The sequence below is a fragment of the Arcobacter caeni genome (assembly GCF_003063245.1).
GTDB lineage: Bacteria > Campylobacterota > Campylobacteria > Campylobacterales > Arcobacteraceae > Aliarcobacter > Aliarcobacter caeni.
This window is the reverse complement of sequence record NZ_MUXE01000012.1, coordinates 71,302-86,393: the sequence shown is the minus strand read 5'-3', so window position 1 is coordinate 86,393 and position 15,092 is coordinate 71,302. Positions and strand designations below refer to the sequence as shown.

At 27.7% G+C, this 15,092-nt stretch carries 19 protein-coding genes; 7 read left to right on the top strand and 12 right to left on the bottom strand.

Annotated features, from left to right (window positions below):
* Positions 1–144 precede the first annotated feature (144 nt).
* Complete coding sequence (locus B0174_RS12200) at positions 145–297, bottom strand: hypothetical protein (protein ID WP_165790409.1); 153 nt, start codon at positions 295–297, stop codon at positions 145–147.
* A gap of 81 nt (positions 298–378) precedes the next feature.
* Between B0174_RS12200 and B0174_RS08950 the strand changes: the two genes are divergently transcribed.
* The gene (locus B0174_RS08950; protein WP_108559845.1) at positions 379–1,209 is read left to right on the top strand and encodes a hypothetical protein; all 831 of its coding nucleotides are present in this window, start codon (positions 379–381) and stop codon (positions 1,207–1,209) included.
* The gene (locus B0174_RS08945; protein WP_108559843.1) at positions 1,209–1,898 is read left to right on the top strand and encodes an SDR family NAD(P)-dependent oxidoreductase; all 690 of its coding nucleotides are present in this window, start codon (positions 1,209–1,211) and stop codon (positions 1,896–1,898) included. Before B0174_RS08950 ends, B0174_RS08945 begins: the two co-directional genes overlap by 1 nt.
* A gap of 38 nt (positions 1,899–1,936) precedes the next feature.
* Here the strand turns inward: B0174_RS08945 and B0174_RS08940 are convergent, their stop codons facing one another.
* The 7 genes from B0174_RS08940 to B0174_RS08910 form a co-directional block, all read right to left on the bottom strand.
* On the bottom strand, positions 1,937–2,314 hold the full coding sequence (locus tag B0174_RS08940) for a group III truncated hemoglobin (RefSeq protein WP_108559841.1): 378 nt from the start codon (positions 2,312–2,314) through the stop codon (positions 1,937–1,939).
* A gap of 80 nt (positions 2,315–2,394) precedes the next feature.
* A complete protein-coding gene (locus B0174_RS08935) occupies positions 2,395–3,594 on the bottom strand; it encodes a CynX/NimT family MFS transporter (protein ID WP_108559839.1) in 1,200 nt (399 codons plus the stop codon).
* On the bottom strand, positions 3,594–4,250 hold the full coding sequence (locus tag B0174_RS08930; RefSeq protein ID WP_108559837.1) for a FadR/GntR family transcriptional regulator: 657 nt from the start codon (positions 4,248–4,250) through the stop codon (positions 3,594–3,596). Before B0174_RS08930 ends, B0174_RS08935 begins: the two co-directional genes overlap by 1 nt.
* A 114-nt stretch (positions 4,251–4,364) precedes the next feature.
* Entirely contained in the window at positions 4,365–5,615 is a 1,251-nt protein-coding gene (locus tag B0174_RS08925; protein WP_108559835.1) for an L-lactate MFS transporter, read from the bottom strand.
* Positions 5,616–5,624: 9 nt separating this feature from the next.
* The gene (gene sstT / locus B0174_RS08920; protein ID WP_108559833.1) at positions 5,625–6,827 is read right to left on the bottom strand and encodes a serine/threonine transporter SstT; all 1,203 of its coding nucleotides are present in this window, start codon (positions 6,825–6,827) and stop codon (positions 5,625–5,627) included.
* Between the two features lie 55 nt (positions 6,828–6,882).
* Entirely contained in the window at positions 6,883–7,794 is a 912-nt protein-coding gene (locus tag B0174_RS08915) for a class I SAM-dependent methyltransferase (protein ID WP_108559856.1), read from the bottom strand.
* Position 7,795: 1 nt separating this feature from the next.
* Positions 7,796–8,275 carry a GreA/GreB family elongation factor gene (locus tag B0174_RS08910; RefSeq protein WP_108559831.1) on the bottom strand — a complete coding sequence of 160 codons (480 nt, stop codon included), beginning with the start codon at positions 8,273–8,275 and terminating at the stop codon, positions 7,796–7,798.
* A gap of 78 nt (positions 8,276–8,353) precedes the next feature.
* Between B0174_RS08910 and B0174_RS08905 the strand changes: the two genes are divergently transcribed.
* From B0174_RS08905 to B0174_RS08890, 4 genes are all read left to right on the top strand, one after another.
* Positions 8,354–9,238 carry an RluA family pseudouridine synthase gene (locus B0174_RS08905; protein WP_108559829.1) on the top strand — a complete coding sequence of 295 codons (885 nt, stop codon included), beginning with the start codon at positions 8,354–8,356 and terminating at the stop codon, positions 9,236–9,238.
* A 78-nt stretch (positions 9,239–9,316) separates the two neighbouring features.
* Entirely contained in the window at positions 9,317–10,051 is a 735-nt protein-coding gene (locus B0174_RS08900; RefSeq protein ID WP_108559827.1) for a 4Fe-4S dicluster domain-containing protein, read from the top strand.
* A gap of 82 nt (positions 10,052–10,133) precedes the next feature.
* Positions 10,134–11,294 carry a multiheme c-type cytochrome gene (locus tag B0174_RS08895; RefSeq protein WP_108559825.1) on the top strand — a complete coding sequence of 387 codons (1,161 nt, stop codon included), beginning with the start codon at positions 10,134–10,136 and terminating at the stop codon, positions 11,292–11,294.
* 102 nt (positions 11,295–11,396) lie between these two features.
* Complete coding sequence (locus tag B0174_RS08890) at positions 11,397–11,603, top strand: YgaP family membrane protein (protein ID WP_108559823.1); 207 nt, start codon at positions 11,397–11,399, stop codon at positions 11,601–11,603.
* 22 nt (positions 11,604–11,625) lie between these two features.
* Here the strand turns inward: B0174_RS08890 and B0174_RS08885 are convergent, their stop codons facing one another.
* The 4 genes from B0174_RS08885 to B0174_RS08870 form a co-directional block, all read right to left on the bottom strand.
* Positions 11,626–12,930 carry a M99 family carboxypeptidase catalytic domain-containing protein gene (locus tag B0174_RS08885; RefSeq protein ID WP_108559820.1) on the bottom strand — a complete coding sequence of 435 codons (1,305 nt, stop codon included), beginning with the start codon at positions 12,928–12,930 and terminating at the stop codon, positions 11,626–11,628.
* A gap of 80 nt (positions 12,931–13,010) precedes the next feature.
* Positions 13,011–13,355 (bottom strand): rhodanese-like domain-containing protein, encoded by a 345-nt coding sequence (locus tag B0174_RS08880; protein WP_205663516.1) that lies wholly within the window; start codon positions 13,353–13,355, stop codon positions 13,011–13,013.
* Between the two features lie 9 nt (positions 13,356–13,364).
* Entirely contained in the window at positions 13,365–13,928 is a 564-nt protein-coding gene (locus tag B0174_RS08875) for an SMI1/KNR4 family protein (RefSeq protein ID WP_108559818.1), read from the bottom strand.
* Between the two features lie 41 nt (positions 13,929–13,969).
* Positions 13,970–14,599 carry a pseudouridine synthase gene (locus tag B0174_RS08870; protein ID WP_108559816.1) on the bottom strand — a complete coding sequence of 210 codons (630 nt, stop codon included), beginning with the start codon at positions 14,597–14,599 and terminating at the stop codon, positions 13,970–13,972.
* Positions 14,600–14,728: 129 nt separating this feature from the next.
* Between B0174_RS08870 and B0174_RS08865 the strand changes: the two genes are divergently transcribed.
* Positions 14,729–15,073, top strand: a complete 345-nt coding sequence (locus B0174_RS08865; RefSeq protein ID WP_108559813.1) for a hypothetical protein — start codon at positions 14,729–14,731, stop codon at positions 15,071–15,073.
* Positions 15,074–15,092: the final 19 nt, after the last annotated feature.

The following is a 15,092-nucleotide window of genomic DNA, read 5'->3' as shown; positions in this document are numbered from 1 at the left end:
GCTCCACCGATACTTTTACCAGCTTTTATATCACGAGCAAATTGCTCTACATCTATTTCTATCTTCATCTTTGTGTCCTTTGGTATTGTTTATTTTACCTGTTTGACACAAAATTTTGAACGATCCCACTAAATATCACTCAATCTAATCAAACTTCTCAAACTCATCATCTTCACTTCCATCTTTTTTTCTATTTTTAAATTTCCACATTGTTATAAAATATTTCACACTTGCAAAACTTAAAACAAATGCTATTACAAACATCACAAGATAAATCAAAAAAGTTAATATTTCCATGGAGAAATCCTTTTTGTTTAGTATAACTTAATTTGAAATTTATGTAAAAACCTATCAAAAATAATCTGCTATAATGAATCTATGAAAACATTTATTATAAAAAACTGGAACAAACTTTTATTAGTTATTTTTACCCTACTTGCCCTTTGTTTAGCTTTATCTTTTACTATTGATGATAATGCTAAAAAACTTGTTGATGAATCATTTAAACAATCTGTTATTGTTTTTGGAAGTGCAAAAGCTTTGAATGCTGTGATTTCACTGGCACAAGGAACGCAAATTAATTTGCCTTTTGTAACAGTTGCTGTTGGCGAAATACTTGACCCTATAAACGATTTGGTTGAGCAATTTTCTTTGGTGATGTTAGCTAGTATGGTTTCACTTGGAATTCAGAAGATTTTACTTAATTTTGTAACAACTGATATTTATAATTATTTATTATTTACTTCTATTATTATCTTTAATTTTTGGCTTTTTAAACGCTTTTCAAATGATGAAAAACTAAGAAATCTGTTTTTTAAAATCACTTTTATACTTTTATTTTTAAGATTTGCAATTCCAATGATGGCTTATGTAAACGAAGTTTCTTACAACTATTTTGTAAAACCACAATACAATATAGAGGAGTTAAATAAAGATATTTTAGAGGTGAAAGATAATGTTAGTAAAATAAATCAAGAGACAATAACTCAAAAACAAGATAGTTCATTTTTCAATAAAGTTTTAGAGAAATTTGATAGCAGTTATTATGAAAAAAAGGTTAATGAATACAAAGATGCTGTTGATAATTCGAGTCAATATATTATTGATTTGATTATTGTATTTATATTTCAAACTATATTTTTGCCTATTATCTTTTTATTTTTACTTTATTCTTTTGTGAAATCAATATTTAATATAAGAAGAAACTAATGCAAAAAAATATTTTAATCACTGGTTGCAGCTCAGGTTTGGGACTTGCTCTTACAAATTATTATTTGCAAAAAGGTTTTAAAGTTTATGGAATAAGTAGAAATAAACCTGAAATACAAAACCAAAACTTCATACATATTAGTTTTGATTTATCTAAAATATCAGATATAAAAACCTCTTTAACAACTATTCTAAAAGAGATAAAAAATCTGGATTTAGTATTTTTAAACGCTGGAATGTTAGGAAAAATCAAAATATTACAAGAGCTTAGTATAGAAGAAATGCAAGAAGTATATAATCTAAATGTCTACGCAAACAAAGAACTCCTTGATATTTTAATGCAAATTGATGTTAAAAATATATTTATTATCTCATCAGGTGCTTCAAAAACTGGCTACAAAGGTTGGGGTTCGTACTCTTTGTCAAAAGCTGGAGTTAATATGCTTGTAAATTTATACTCAAATGAGATGTTTAATACAAAAATAATAGCTCTAGCTCCTGGAGTTATAAAAACTCCAATGACTGATTATATAAGATTTGAATTGGATGAAAATATTTTTACCTCAGCAAAAAAATTAAATGAAGGTCTTGTTCAAACTGCTTTTGAAACTGCTATAAAAATTGATGCTTTTATAAATAGAATCCATGAGTTTGAAACAGGTTCTTATATGGATATAAGACAGATATAAACAAAAAAACTTGTTTATATCTGTGTAGTTTTGTTTTCTTAGATTCTTAAATTTCTCATAAAATTACTTGCTATTATAGAAGCTCTTTCTTTAAATTTTGCAGCTATATTTTCAGTATACAACTTATCTAATGTTTCAAAAAACAGTTTTATCCATGTTTCAAATGATTCTCTATCTAAACCTGATATTTGCATATGTGGCGCAAATGGAGAGCCATTATAATCTCCATGCCCAAAAGATATTGTGTACCAAAAATCTGTAAGTATTTTTATATGTTTTTGCCAAATTTCTGATTTCATATCACTTCCTAATTTTTCTATAAAAAAAGGAGATATTTTTTCATTTTTTAAAACTTTTGTATAAAAAGTTACTACTAATTGATTTATATTTTCTTTTGTAATTTCATTATTTTGCATTTTATTATTTCTTTCTATTAATTGGTATTTGAAAATTGATGCTACTATAAAAAAACCCGCAAATAGCTAAAATTAATTTATTAATGATAAGTAAGTTCATCTTTTCCTGCTTTTAAACCAAATATAGTTAATAATCCTATTGCTATTATTAATACTATTAATGCAGTTGTCCATGATTTTGATACATCATAAATAAAACCAAGCACCAAGGGTCCAAAAGCTGCAAGAAAATATCCAGCTGATTGTGACATTCCTGAAAGTTCTGCTGCTTTTTTTGCATGTGGTGTTCTTTGTGTTATAAATCCTATTGCTAAACTAATTGCTCCACCCATTCCAAGACCCAAAAATATCATCGAAACTATAATAACAAATGATGTTTGTGCATATAAGAATATTATCATTCCTATTAGATATATGAGTGAAATTAAAGTTGCGATTAATCTTTGATTTTTCATTTTTCCTGCAATTATTGGAATCATTAAAGTAGCAGGTAATCCAACTAACTGAAATACCAATAACATCATTCCAGCAAAGTGACTATCAAAACCTTTGAAAATCAAAATCGAAGGCATCCACGCAATCAAAGTATAAAAAATCAAAGATTGTGTTCCCATATACAAAGTTACCCACCAAGCAAGGGATGATTTCCATATTGATTTCCTAATCATTTGTTCTTGAGTTTTTATATCATCACTATTATTATAATTTTGCGATTTTTTAAGTTGTGGAAGCCATACCAATAAAGCAATAAAAGCTAAAACTACCCATATCGCTAAAGAGGTATTCCAATCATACATATTTGTAATAGGAATACTCACTCCTGAGCCAATAGCTGCAAAGATACACATACTTGTGATATAAATACTTATTACACTTCCAGCATTTTTTTTGAATTTGTGTTTGATTACACTTGGAATTAATACATTTCCTATTGCAATTCCTATTCCTGTAAAAATGGTTCCAGCAAATAAGCCAAAAACTTGCAGATAAGAACGAAGTATCAATCCTAAGATTATTAGTATGAGTCCTGCAAACATAGTTTTGCCATGTCCAAATTTGTGATTTATTTTTGCAACAATTGGTGAAAATATAGCAAATGCTAACAATGGCAAAGTTGTAATAAATCCAGCCATACTACTATTTAGTTTATATTGCTCTTGGATTAAATCAATAACTGGTCCCACAGATGTAATAGGCGCTCTTAGATTAAATGAGACAAAAATGATTCCTAAAAAAACTACCAATAATTGTGTGTTTATTTTTGTAGATTTAGTTTTCATTAGATTTCCAAGATTTTATTTATAATCTCTTGCGCTTTTTTTGTATCTTGAGAAAAAATTGCTTCGTATAAATCTGTATGCAAAGCAGAGATATTCTCTTCTTCCATAAAAGTTAATTCTAATCGTTCTTGAATTGAAGTACAAATATATTGTGAGATTGATTTATATAAATCGTAAAAAATAGAATTATGACAAGCTTTTGCGATACATAAGTGAAATTCAAAATCTGCTTTACTATTTTCTTGGATATTATCTTTTATAGAATTTTTTTTATCTAATGCTTTTTTGATATTTATCAAATCCTCTTGTGTTCTTCTCAAAGCTGCTAGTTTTACTATCTCTTTTTCTAAAGAAATCCTTACTTCATGTACTTCTGAAATTTTTGAAGAACTTAAACGAGTTAAAATATTTGCTTCAAATCTATCATTTGTAAGAACATAAGTTCCATTTCCTTGTCGTGATTCTAAAACTCCAGCTTGTATCAAAGATTGTATTGCTTCTCTTATAGTATTTCTGCTTACTTCAAAACTCTTTACTAATTCAGGTTCTGATGGGATTTTCTCCCCTACTTTAAAAATACCATCTTTGATTGCTTTTTCTATTTGTATTGATATTTGTTTTGGAAGAGATTGTTTTATTGGTTTTTTAATTTCCATTATAATTCCTAATATTTATTTATATTTCAAATTCATCCAATCATTGGACAAGTTAAAATCATAATAGAAATTTGATGAAAAGTCAAATAAAAAAGTAGTTTCCTACTCTTTTATTTAGTGATGATGTTTTAGTTTTTTCTTTTTGATAGATTTGATATTTACAATCATTAAAATTGAAACAATTAATGCGATTATAAAAAATCCTGCGAATACATAAAGTGTTTGTGAGTATGAACCAGTCGCATCTTTTACCATAGAAATAATAAGTGGTCCAACAAGTCCAGCAGCCGCCCATGCGGTTAGAATATAACCATGAATCGCACCAAGTTCTTTTGTTCCAAAAATATCTCCTATATATGCAGGAATTGAAGCAAATCCTCCTCCATAACAAGTCATAATAAAATATAGAACCACTTGAAATACAACTATTTCTTTAATTGACGGTAACATATAAAAAGCGATTATTTGAGTTGCAAAAAATATAACATAAACAATCGGTCTTGTTAAATAATCACTCAAAGATGCCCATAAAAGTCTTCCGGCTCCATTAAAAATCCCCATTAAACCAACAGCCGCAGCTGCTGCTATTGCTGAGATACCTAAAACTTCTTGAAGTAAAGGCGATGCAACTCCAATAATAGCAATTCCACAAGTTACATTTATAAATAGCATAATCCAAAGACCGTAAAATCTTGGAGTTTTTACAGCTTCGTTTAGACCTAATTGTGCTAAATCTTCTTTGATTTTCTTTTTACCCTCTTTGATTTTTTGCTCAAATTTCTTTGGTAAATATTCATCATGTGGTTTTTCAAGATAAAGAGCAGATGCAAACATTACTACAAAATAAACAGCACCTAAAATAAAAAATGTTCCAGAAATTCCAACACTTCCTATTAAAATTTTAATAGTTGGACCCCAAATAGCAGATGCAAATCCAAATCCCATGATAGCTAGTCCTGTTGCCATTCCTCTTTTATCAGGAAACCATTTTACTAGCGTTGAAACAGGTGAAATATACCCTATTCCTAAACCACAACCGCCCATTACTCCATAAAAGAAGTATAAAAGCATTTTTGATTCCATCATAATGGCAAGTCCTGAACCCATAGTTCCTAAACCAAATAAAAATGCTGCAATTATTGCTGAAACTCTTGGACCATTTTTTTCTACGAATTTTCCCATAAGTGCAGCACTTAATCCCAAAAAGAAAATCGCAATACTAAAAGCAATCGTAACATCTGTTAAATTCCACGACATTTGTTCTTGGATTGGTTTTACATACACACTCCATGCATACACAGAACCAATACAAATATGAACACCTACAGCACTTAATGCCATAAGCCATCTATTTTTTTTCACCATTAATAATTCCTATTTATGACAAGCAGCTGTAAAAATTACATCCGTTGAAGAGTTAAGTGCTGTTTCCATAGAATCTTGAACAACACTAATTACAAAACCAATAGCCACAACTTGAAGAGCAATATCATTTGAAATACCAAATAAAGAACAAGCAAGTGGAATCAAAAGTAAAGAACCACCAGCAACGCCAGAAACTCCACAAGCAGCAATAGATGCAATAACACTTAATAATAATGCCGTTCCAATATCAATAGGAATACCTAAAGTATGAACCGTTGCAAGTGTTAAAACAGTAATTGTAACAGCAGCTCCTGCCATATTAATAGTTGCACCCAATGGAATTGATATAGAATATGTATCTTCATTTAAATTAAGTTTTTTACATAAATTTAAATTTACAGGAATATTTGCAGCACTACTTCTTGTAAAAAATGCAGTTATTCCACTCTCTTTTATACATGTTAAAACCAAAGGAAATGGATTTGATTTGATTTTTATATAAACGATAATTGGATTTATAACAAAAGCCACAAATAACATCGTTCCAACTAACACAAGAAGAAGTTGTGAATATCCTAACAATGCTGTAAAACCAGTTTGTGCAAAAGTTTCAGCAACAAGTCCAAAAATACCAAAAGGAGCTAATTTTATTATAAATTTAACTATTTTTGTAACACCATGAGATACATCTTCAAATACTTTTTTTGTTTCATTTGAGCTGTAATGCATAGCAAAACCAAGAGCAATCGCCCATGCTAAAATACCTATAAAGTTCCCTGATTGAAGAGCATTTACTGGATTATCAACAATATTAAATAATACTGTTTTTAATACTTCAATAATACTTCCAGGATGTGATAATTGCTCCGTTGATACTTCTAATAAAACAAGAGTTGTTGGAAATATAAAACTAACAACCACAGCAACTAATGCTGATAAAAATGTACCAATAAAATACAAAGTCAAAATTGGTTTCATTCCTGTTTCAACTCCAACTTCTTTTTTCATAATTGCAGTTGCAACCAAAACTAAAACCAAAACAGGAGCGATTGCTTTTAATGCTTTAATAAAAAGAGTTCCTAATATAGAAAAAGACATTGCTAATTCTTTGGAAATCATAGCAACTATAACTCCTAATACTATTCCTACTAATATTTGAATTACCAAATTGCCATTTATATATCTTTGAACAACGCCGTTTTTATTTTCCATTAAAGAATCCTATTGATTGATTTTTTTGAGTTTGGGAGTATATCTAAGATATTTTTCAATCTCTTTTAAAGATAAGATTTTTTAGAGCTTTCTCATCATCAATTACCACAAAAGTTTCTGGATTTTCCAATCTTTTTTCAAATACAAAATCACTAGCGAACTCTTTGAAAATATCTTTTATAAACACACTTGGTATTTCTGGTGCATTTAAACAAGATAAAACTATACACTTTTCATTTGCTAGTTGTTCAAGTCTTTTTATAATTTTTTCATAATCCTTTGTAGCTTCAAAACTTCCTTTTTGCAAAGTTGGTGGATCAATAATGATAATATCATAAGGACCTTCTTTTTTGATTCTACTCCACGATTTTAAAATATCATAGGGCATAAACTTTACTTTTTTTGTATCAAGATTATTTAGGTGATGATTCTCACGACCTGTTGTTAAAGCACCTTTTGCCATATCTACATTTACTACTTTTGAAGCTTTTGCACTAATTGCTACCACAGAAAAAGCACATGTATATGAAAAAAGATTTAAGATATTTTTATCTTTACAAATAGACTGGATATATTCTCGTCCTGCTTTCATATCAGCAAATATTCCAATATTTTGATTTGAAAAGTTTATTTTATATTTTAATCCATTTTCAATTGCTATTGAATCTTTTGGAACAATTCCTTTTAAAACTTCATTTAAATTGTCTTTTTTATATCTTCTTTGTAAAATCAAAGTTTTAAATTGCTTTTTTTTATATACTTCTTCAAGTACATTTATTATTTGTTTTTCTATATCTTGTGGTATTTCTTGAAATAAAGTTGCTAATAAAATATCATTTAAACTATCTATTACTAAATAATTATAATCATCATAAAAGTTTCCTCGTCCGTGAAAAACTCTTTTCATTTCAGGGCTTTTATCTTTTAGATTTTCTAAAATTATCTCTTTTAATTTTTCTATATTTATTTTATTCAAAATCGTACTCTTTTATTGAAATTATTTGATACTCATAAAAATTGTCATTTATATTAAACTCAAACTCTTCATCTATATTTTTACCAATTAAAGCTTTTCCAAATGGTGATTTGTTTGATATTTTATTTTCATTTGGATTTGTTTCGTGAGTTCCTAAAATAATAAAAGTTTTGTTTTCATTTGTATTTAAATCTTTTATAGTAACTTGTGAGCCAAAATTCACTCTATTATGAGGAATCAGTGAAATATCTATTACTTCACTGTTATTTATAATTCTGTCTAAAAAACGAAGTCGTTTATCTGTGTTTCTTATTTGCTCTTTAGCAGCTATATATTCAGCATTTTCACTTCTATCGCCTAGTTGTGCTGCTATTTCTTTCTCTTTTACCCAGAAAGTTTTTTGTTTTAATAAAGTTTTGAACTCTTCAACTATTTTTTCGAAACCATTTTTTGTAATTAAATCTTTTTGCATGAGACGATTATATTAAGTTTTTTTATATTTCTTCGTTAAGAACACATATTGTATACTTCCAAAAAATAAGGAATCCCTTTGCCGTACATAAAAAAAGAGTTTAAAACTATAAAAGGAAAAAAAATCGAAGAGTTTTTAACTCAAGATATTTTAATAGATTCTAAACTACTTTTATCTCTTTTAGAAAAAGGCAAAATCACCGATGAAAATAACACTCGCCTACAAAAAAATCAACTTATAAAATCTGAATATATTTATATCACTATTTTTATTGCGATTACAAAAGGTTTAAAACCGATATTTGACTCTTTTCATTTTGCTATTTTTGATAAACCAAGTGGAATTATGGTTCATCCCTCTTCTCATCAACTAAATATTTACACACTTTTAGATGAAATCAAATACCAATTTGGAGAAAAAGGCTCTTTAGTTCACCGAATTGACGCTGAAACTTCTGGTTTAGTTTTGGTTTCTAAAAATGCCTTTAGTGATATGATTTTAAAAAACATGTTTGAAGAAAAACTCTATATAAAAAAATATCAAGCTTTAGTTGATGGAGAAATAAAAGAAGAGTTAATCATAAATTCACCAATCACAAATGATACAGGTTTAATAAAACTAAAAATGAAAACTGATTTAAAAGGGAAAGAATCAACTACTATTATTAAACCTATTTCTTACAATAAAGAAAAAAATCAAACTTTAGTAGAAGCTATTCCACAAACAGGAAGACAACATCAAATCAGAGTTCACTTAAACTCTATTGGACACAAAATTGTAGGTGATCCACTTTATGGAGTAAGTGAAAGTTTTGCAAATGATTTTTTGAACAACAAAATTTCTCAAGAAAAAAGAGAAGAAATAACAAAAGCAAAAAGGCTTGTGCTTCAAGCAAATTATTTAGAATTCGAGTTTTTAGATACTAAATATATGATTTGTTCGAAACAAAACTTGATGGATTAATCAATATATCTTGATTTATCGCATTTTTATTTTTTTTAAAAGATTGTAAGATTAATAAATTTTAATTTACGGTTTATCATGAAAACAACAAATAGAAGAGAATTTATACAATATTCAACCTTAGGAATTTTAGGATTACTAACAGCTGGTGGAGCGGTTTTAAGTCCTTATTTAAAAGCTGACAATTTATTACTTCGACCGCCTGGTGCTGTAAATGAAAATGATTTTTTAGCTTTGTGCATTAAATGTGGGCAATGTGAACAAGTTTGCCCATATCATAGTATAGAATTAGCTGATATTACACAAGGTTTAGGGGTTGGAACACCTTTTATAGAACCTTTAAAAAGAGCTTGTTATTTATGTACTGCACTTCCATGTGTTCTTGCTTGTCCTACAAGTGCTCTTAATCATCTTGCTGAAAAACCCGAAGATGTTAAAATGGGTGTTGCTGTATTTAAATATTCAAATAAATGTATTGGTATTAGTACAGAAAAAGTATCAAGAAAAAATATAAATAAAATTTATGAACATCCTCATAAAAATAATTTAGAAAATAAAGTATTAGAAAAACTTGAAAACTATGAAGATAAACAATGCACTATTTGTGCGGATATGTGTCCTTTTCCCAACTCAATTTTAGCAATAGAAATGATAGATGATAGTGCAAATAATGGAAAAAGACCTAAAATAAACTCTTCTTGTGTTGGTTGTGGAGTATGTGCAGAATTATGTCCTAGCAGTGCAATTGTTATTGAACCTAGATTATCTTATGAAGATTATTATGTAAATGGTAAAAGAAATAATAAATTATAATACAAACTTATAATTGATTCATATCATTTTATATACTTTATTTTTTAAATAAACTCCAAAAACAATTTTAAAAGGGGAATAAATGAAAATTATATTATCAATAATATTTATAATTTTAAATATTTATGCAAGTGAATTAATAGACAGTACTACTTGTAAAGGATGCCATCCAACAATTTATGGTGAATTTTATGATTCATCACATAGAAAAGCTTCTATTTTTGAAAATAAAGTTCATAAAGCAATGTGGGATTTACATCCTGATAAACAAAAAGAAAGTTACACTTGTGCAACATGTCACACACCAACGGATTTGGAACTTTTAAAAAATCTTGAAGAAAATAAAAAAGCTATGCCTGAAAACAACAATGTACAAACTCAAGAAGCGATTTCTTGTGTTTATTGTCATAGTATAAAAGATGTTGAAAATCACGCAAAAGCAAATAAAAATATAATTTCAGAAGAAAAAAAAGTTTTTTATTCTGCAAATGAAAATAATAGAGATCAAAAAAATAAAAGCTTCAAAGATGAAGTTTCATTCTTTGGAATGATGAAAGAAAAATCAGGTTCTCCATTTCATAAAATAGATTATTCAAATGATAACTTTTATACAGGAAAGATGTGTATGGGATGTCACTCACATATGCAAAATGACAATAATTTTGATTTATGTAGAATGGATGAAAAAGGAGCAAAAGATGAAGAAACAAACTGTATTTCTTGTCATATGCCAAAAATTTCAGGAAGTGCAACTTCAATAAAAATCACAAAAGAACATAGATTCCATGGATTTGCAAGTGGTTCTAAAAATCAAGATTTATTAGCAAAATATATAAAAATTGATTTAAAAGAAAATTCAAATAACTTTGAAGTATCTATAAAAAATGAAGCAGCTCATAATCTATTTTTACAATCTTTAAGACTGGCTCAATTAAAAGTAAGTATATTAAGAGATTCAAAAACAATAACTCTTGATACAAAATCTTTTGCAAGAATTATAGGAAAAGATGGAAAACCTACAATGCCGTGGATAGCTGATAGTGAAATAGAAAACAATATGTTAAAAGCAAATGAAAGAAGAGTTATTAACTATGATGTCAAATTACAAAAAGGTGATAAAGTAGAAGTAATTTTCGGATATTACACAGTTAATCCTAAAATGATAGAAAAATTAAATCTTCAAGATGATGAAGAAAGTAAAAAATTTAATATTATTTTTAGTAAATTCTTTTACGCAAAATAGATTTAAATATTATTATAATCATCTATTTTTATAAGTAATACTTATTAATTAATTATTAAGTTTAGTTATATAATAATCACATTTTAATTAAAGGATTTTGTTATGAATATATTTGATAAGATTAGAAGTTTTTGTAGACCATTTAGAATAGTTCTTGGATTAGTTTTGATTATTACAGGATTTCTTTTAAGTAATCCATGGTTTTATTTAGGAGTAATTCCACTTATTTTAGGAATCATTGGATTTTGTCCAGTATGTATTATTAGTAAGAAATGTACACCGAAGTTTGATGATAAAAAAGGGAAGTAAAATTCCTTTTTTATCTTTTTAATTATTTATTCTCTTTTAAAAAATTTAAAACTATCATTCCATAAAATTTACCATCTTTATAAAATTCAGCTCTATATTTTGTTTTATTATTATCAATTGAATAATTTTCTTGAATATCACTTTTTTTAATCAAAATATTATCTTCACTATCTAATCCATCTTTACTAAAGCCAATAATATTAACCCTAAAATCACTTTTTAGTATTTTAAAATCATTTTTAATATCTATTTGACTAGCAAAAGAAGTTTCTATTTCTTTATTATCAACAAGAATTTTTATTTTATTATTTGTACTAGATACATCAAAAATTTGAGGGTATAAATCTGATATTTTTATATTTCCAATGTAAATTTCATATTTATTATCGTTATATTTTACTCTTGCTAAAGTATGAGTAAAATCAAATTTATTATCTTCTTTTTTCAAAGGAACAAATCTTATATTATTTTTAATATCACTTAATTCTAAAGTAATGTTGTCATTTATCTTTACTTTTCCAAAATCAAAAATTCTACTTTCTATCTCTTTGTAGTTATTTATATCAAAATCTCTCTCAAATTTTATATCCATGATTTTCATAAATTCTTCAATAGATTTTAATTGATAAATTACTTTATATGTTAATTCAGTGATATTTTTACTTGTTTCTATGGCTAAAGCTGGTTTGTTATTCGTAACAGCAAAATAAGTAAGAGATAGTTGCATTTGCTCATCTTTAAATTTTGTTTGAGTATTTTTAACACCAAAAGAGTGGTATTTTTGAAATAAATTATCTTCATTCAAAGTATTTGTAACTTTAGTTGCAATTTCATCTAAATTCCCAAACTTCTCAAGTCCATTCATTTTTTCTTGGTCAATAATAGTAGCTTGTCCCCAAGCATTTGGATTAAAAATAGCATTTTCATATTTATTTCTATAAAAACCATGTCCATCATGTAAGTTTAATATCAAATCTACTTTTTTATCTAAAATAATATCTTTCACTTTATTTATAGTTATAAAATCACTATCATTTTCATTAATAATGCTAAATTTTCGATTCATATCTCCATAAATTCCCCTACTATTTGCCATAATACTATCAGCATTTATATTTGGGATAATCCATAAATTACCAGATTTAATTTTGTAATATTTTTCTAAAATCGCAGGAGCAAAATAACCTCCTGGTTCATCACCATGAATTCCGCCGATAATTAAAAGTGTATGTTGGTTTGGATTTGTCTCTTTTTTATATAAATCAAAAGGTGTGTTTGAAGCAAAAAGATAAATAAATGGGAAAAAAACAATAATAAAAAAACGCATAAATCTCCTAAATCTAAAATGGTGGCAATAATAACACATAGCTATTTACAATCGTGTTAAAATCACCAATACTTGTTATTTTATTTTATAAGAGAACGCCATGTTCCTGCATTGTGAACATCTATAAATCCATTTGCTATCAAAGTTCGCTTTGCCAAACCACTTCTACTTCCACTAGCACAACAAAGAATTATAGGCTTAGTATTATCTAATTCTTTCATTCTATTTTTGAGTAAATCTAAAGGAATGTTGATACTTCCATCTTTATGGGCATATGCAAATTCTGTTTTACTTCTAACATCAACGATTTGCCCACCTTGCTTCAACAAAGTTGGAACAAGTTTTAATACTTTGTATTGAGTATATTTTTTGTAAGCTATAAAAACTACTAATGCAATAAACGCATAAATTATATTTTCATTCAAAATTTTTCCTTATTCTAATTCATCTTTATAAACGATAGAGTTGTACTCTTTTGAGTAAACCAGCTCACCTGAATATAAGAGATTAACATATTCTTCAAACCATAAAGAAAAACTCTTAGCCACGATTTCTCGCTCACTTGACTCATACCATAAAGTAATAATTTGACCTTTTGTTCCTTTTCGAGTTGGGCTTAAATCAATACAATAATGATCTCCACAACCATCACTTGTAAATGGTATCCAGTTAATATTCCACCAATCACTTTTAACTCCATCATCAGGAGTTGAGACTTTGTTATGAAGTTCACTTTTTAACAGCTTTTTCCAAGTAGTAAACTCTTCAATGATACGGTGCGTTGATAAAAACTCTTGAGAATCAAAAAGCCAAGCAGCTTCACCTTTTTGACCATTATGTATTTTTAATACGCTAATAAAATCCTCTGGTAATTCAACACCAAGTGTAGTTTTAAGTTCTTCTATTTCTTCATTTGTAGCAGGTGGATTTAAATCTAATAAACCATCACTATAATTGAGTGTAAGCCATTGTTTAAACTTGTCAAATTCTTTTTTCATTTAAATCCTTTAAATATTTTTGTATTCTAATGAAATTTGACTTAACTGCGATTAAGTGCATCATCAAAATTAGCTAGAGTAACAACCTCACCTGCAATCATGTTATCAATATGAATATTACCAATCCTGATTCTTACCAGTCTTAAGGTGGCAAAACCAACAGCAGCCGTCATTTTTCTTATCTGACGGTTTTTCCCCTCACAAATCGTAATAGAAATCCAGCTAGTAGGTCCATGACTTGAACCACGAATATCACGACCACGAGCTGGAAGCTTAGGCTCATTTTCAAGCACAAATGCTTTACAAGGAAGAGTCAGATAGTTAGTCCCATTAACACTAATATTAACACCATTTTGAAGCTGTGATATTGCATCTTGTGTAATCTCTCCATCAACTTGTGCGTAATACTCTTTTTCTATACTTTTATCTCTTACTTGAAAGCTTTTCATGCCGTCAGTTGTGAGTAATAATAATCCCTCAGAGTCATGATCAAGTCTGCCAATAGCCATAATCTTATCAGGGAATGGAAATAACTCACTTAATAACTTTTTTTTCTTCCTTGTTTCTGGTACAAACTGACTTAAAAAACCATATGGCTTAAATATTTTGAAATGCTGGTGATTTTGCTTTGGGGTAGAGAGTTCTATTAGATTTTGAGTAGTATCTGGCATTAAATCTGTCCTTGAACCTATGAATATAGGCTTTTGTTGTGGAATTATAGTCCTTTTATTTTAAATTAGAATTAGTTTAGTATACTGCTAAGTAAATTTAATTTTAGAAAATCAACCTAAGGAATATAAATGAAGAGATCTATTGGAATGAAAAGTTCTTATGCCTTAACAGCTAAAAGTGTAGATGATGAAATCACAAAAATATCCGCTGGTAACTTTGCTTTAGGATTTGAAAGTAAAAGTGGACTTTTTGTAGTTCAAAATTATGGTCGTTCTGATACAGATTTAAATCACGAAATTAAAAATTGGATTGGTAAATATAAAAGATTTAAATTTTTCTATGCTTCAAGCCCAAAAAGTGCTTTTGAGAAAGAGTGCAAAAATTATCATACTTTTGATAAAGATAAAATAGATAATAAAACCCACCCAGAAAAACCTGAAAATACAGAGTATACTTGTCCTTATTGTCAGTGATTAAGTATAGTATTTCTAG

What these genes read in the sequence shown, in the direction of transcription:
- B0174_RS12200 (WP_165790409.1), bottom strand. Translation starts at nt 297, where the DNA reads ATGGAAATATTAACTTTTTTGATTTATCTTGTGATGTTTGTAATAGCA.
- B0174_RS08895 (WP_108559825.1), top strand. Translation starts at nt 10,134, where the DNA reads ATGAAAATTATATTATCAATAATATTTATAATTTTAAATATTTATGCA.
- sstT (WP_108559833.1), bottom strand. Translation starts at nt 6,827, where the DNA reads ATGGAAAATAAAAACGGCGTTGTTCAAAGATATATAAATGGCAATTTG.
- B0174_RS08950 (WP_108559845.1), top strand. Translation starts at nt 379, where the DNA reads ATGAAAACATTTATTATAAAAAACTGGAACAAACTTTTATTAGTTATT.
- B0174_RS08875 (WP_108559818.1), bottom strand. Translation starts at nt 13,928, where the DNA reads ATGAAAAAAGAATTTGACAAGTTTAAACAATGGCTTACACTCAATTAT.
- B0174_RS08945 (WP_108559843.1), top strand. Translation starts at nt 1,209, where the DNA reads ATGCAAAAAAATATTTTAATCACTGGTTGCAGCTCAGGTTTGGGACTT.
- B0174_RS08940 (WP_108559841.1), bottom strand. Translation starts at nt 2,314, where the DNA reads ATGCAAAATAATGAAATTACAAAAGAAAATATAAATCAATTAGTAGTA.
- B0174_RS08865 (WP_108559813.1), top strand. Translation starts at nt 14,729, where the DNA reads ATGAAGAGATCTATTGGAATGAAAAGTTCTTATGCCTTAACAGCTAAA.
- B0174_RS08885 (WP_108559820.1), bottom strand. Translation starts at nt 12,930, where the DNA reads ATGCGTTTTTTTATTATTGTTTTTTTCCCATTTATTTATCTTTTTGCT.
- B0174_RS08900 (WP_108559827.1), top strand. Translation starts at nt 9,317, where the DNA reads ATGAAAACAACAAATAGAAGAGAATTTATACAATATTCAACCTTAGGA.
- B0174_RS08935 (WP_108559839.1), bottom strand. Translation starts at nt 3,594, where the DNA reads ATGAAAACTAAATCTACAAAAATAAACACACAATTATTGGTAGTTTTT.
- B0174_RS08890 (WP_108559823.1), top strand. Translation starts at nt 11,397, where the DNA reads ATGAATATATTTGATAAGATTAGAAGTTTTTGTAGACCATTTAGAATA.
- B0174_RS08925 (WP_108559835.1), bottom strand. Translation starts at nt 5,615, where the DNA reads ATGGTGAAAAAAAATAGATGGCTTATGGCATTAAGTGCTGTAGGTGTT.
- B0174_RS08910 (WP_108559831.1), bottom strand. Translation starts at nt 8,275, where the DNA reads ATGCAAAAAGATTTAATTACAAAAAATGGTTTCGAAAAAATAGTTGAA.
- B0174_RS08930 (WP_108559837.1), bottom strand. Translation starts at nt 4,250, where the DNA reads ATGGAAATTAAAAAACCAATAAAACAATCTCTTCCAAAACAAATATCA.
- B0174_RS08870 (WP_108559816.1), bottom strand. Translation starts at nt 14,599, where the DNA reads ATGCCAGATACTACTCAAAATCTAATAGAACTCTCTACCCCAAAGCAA.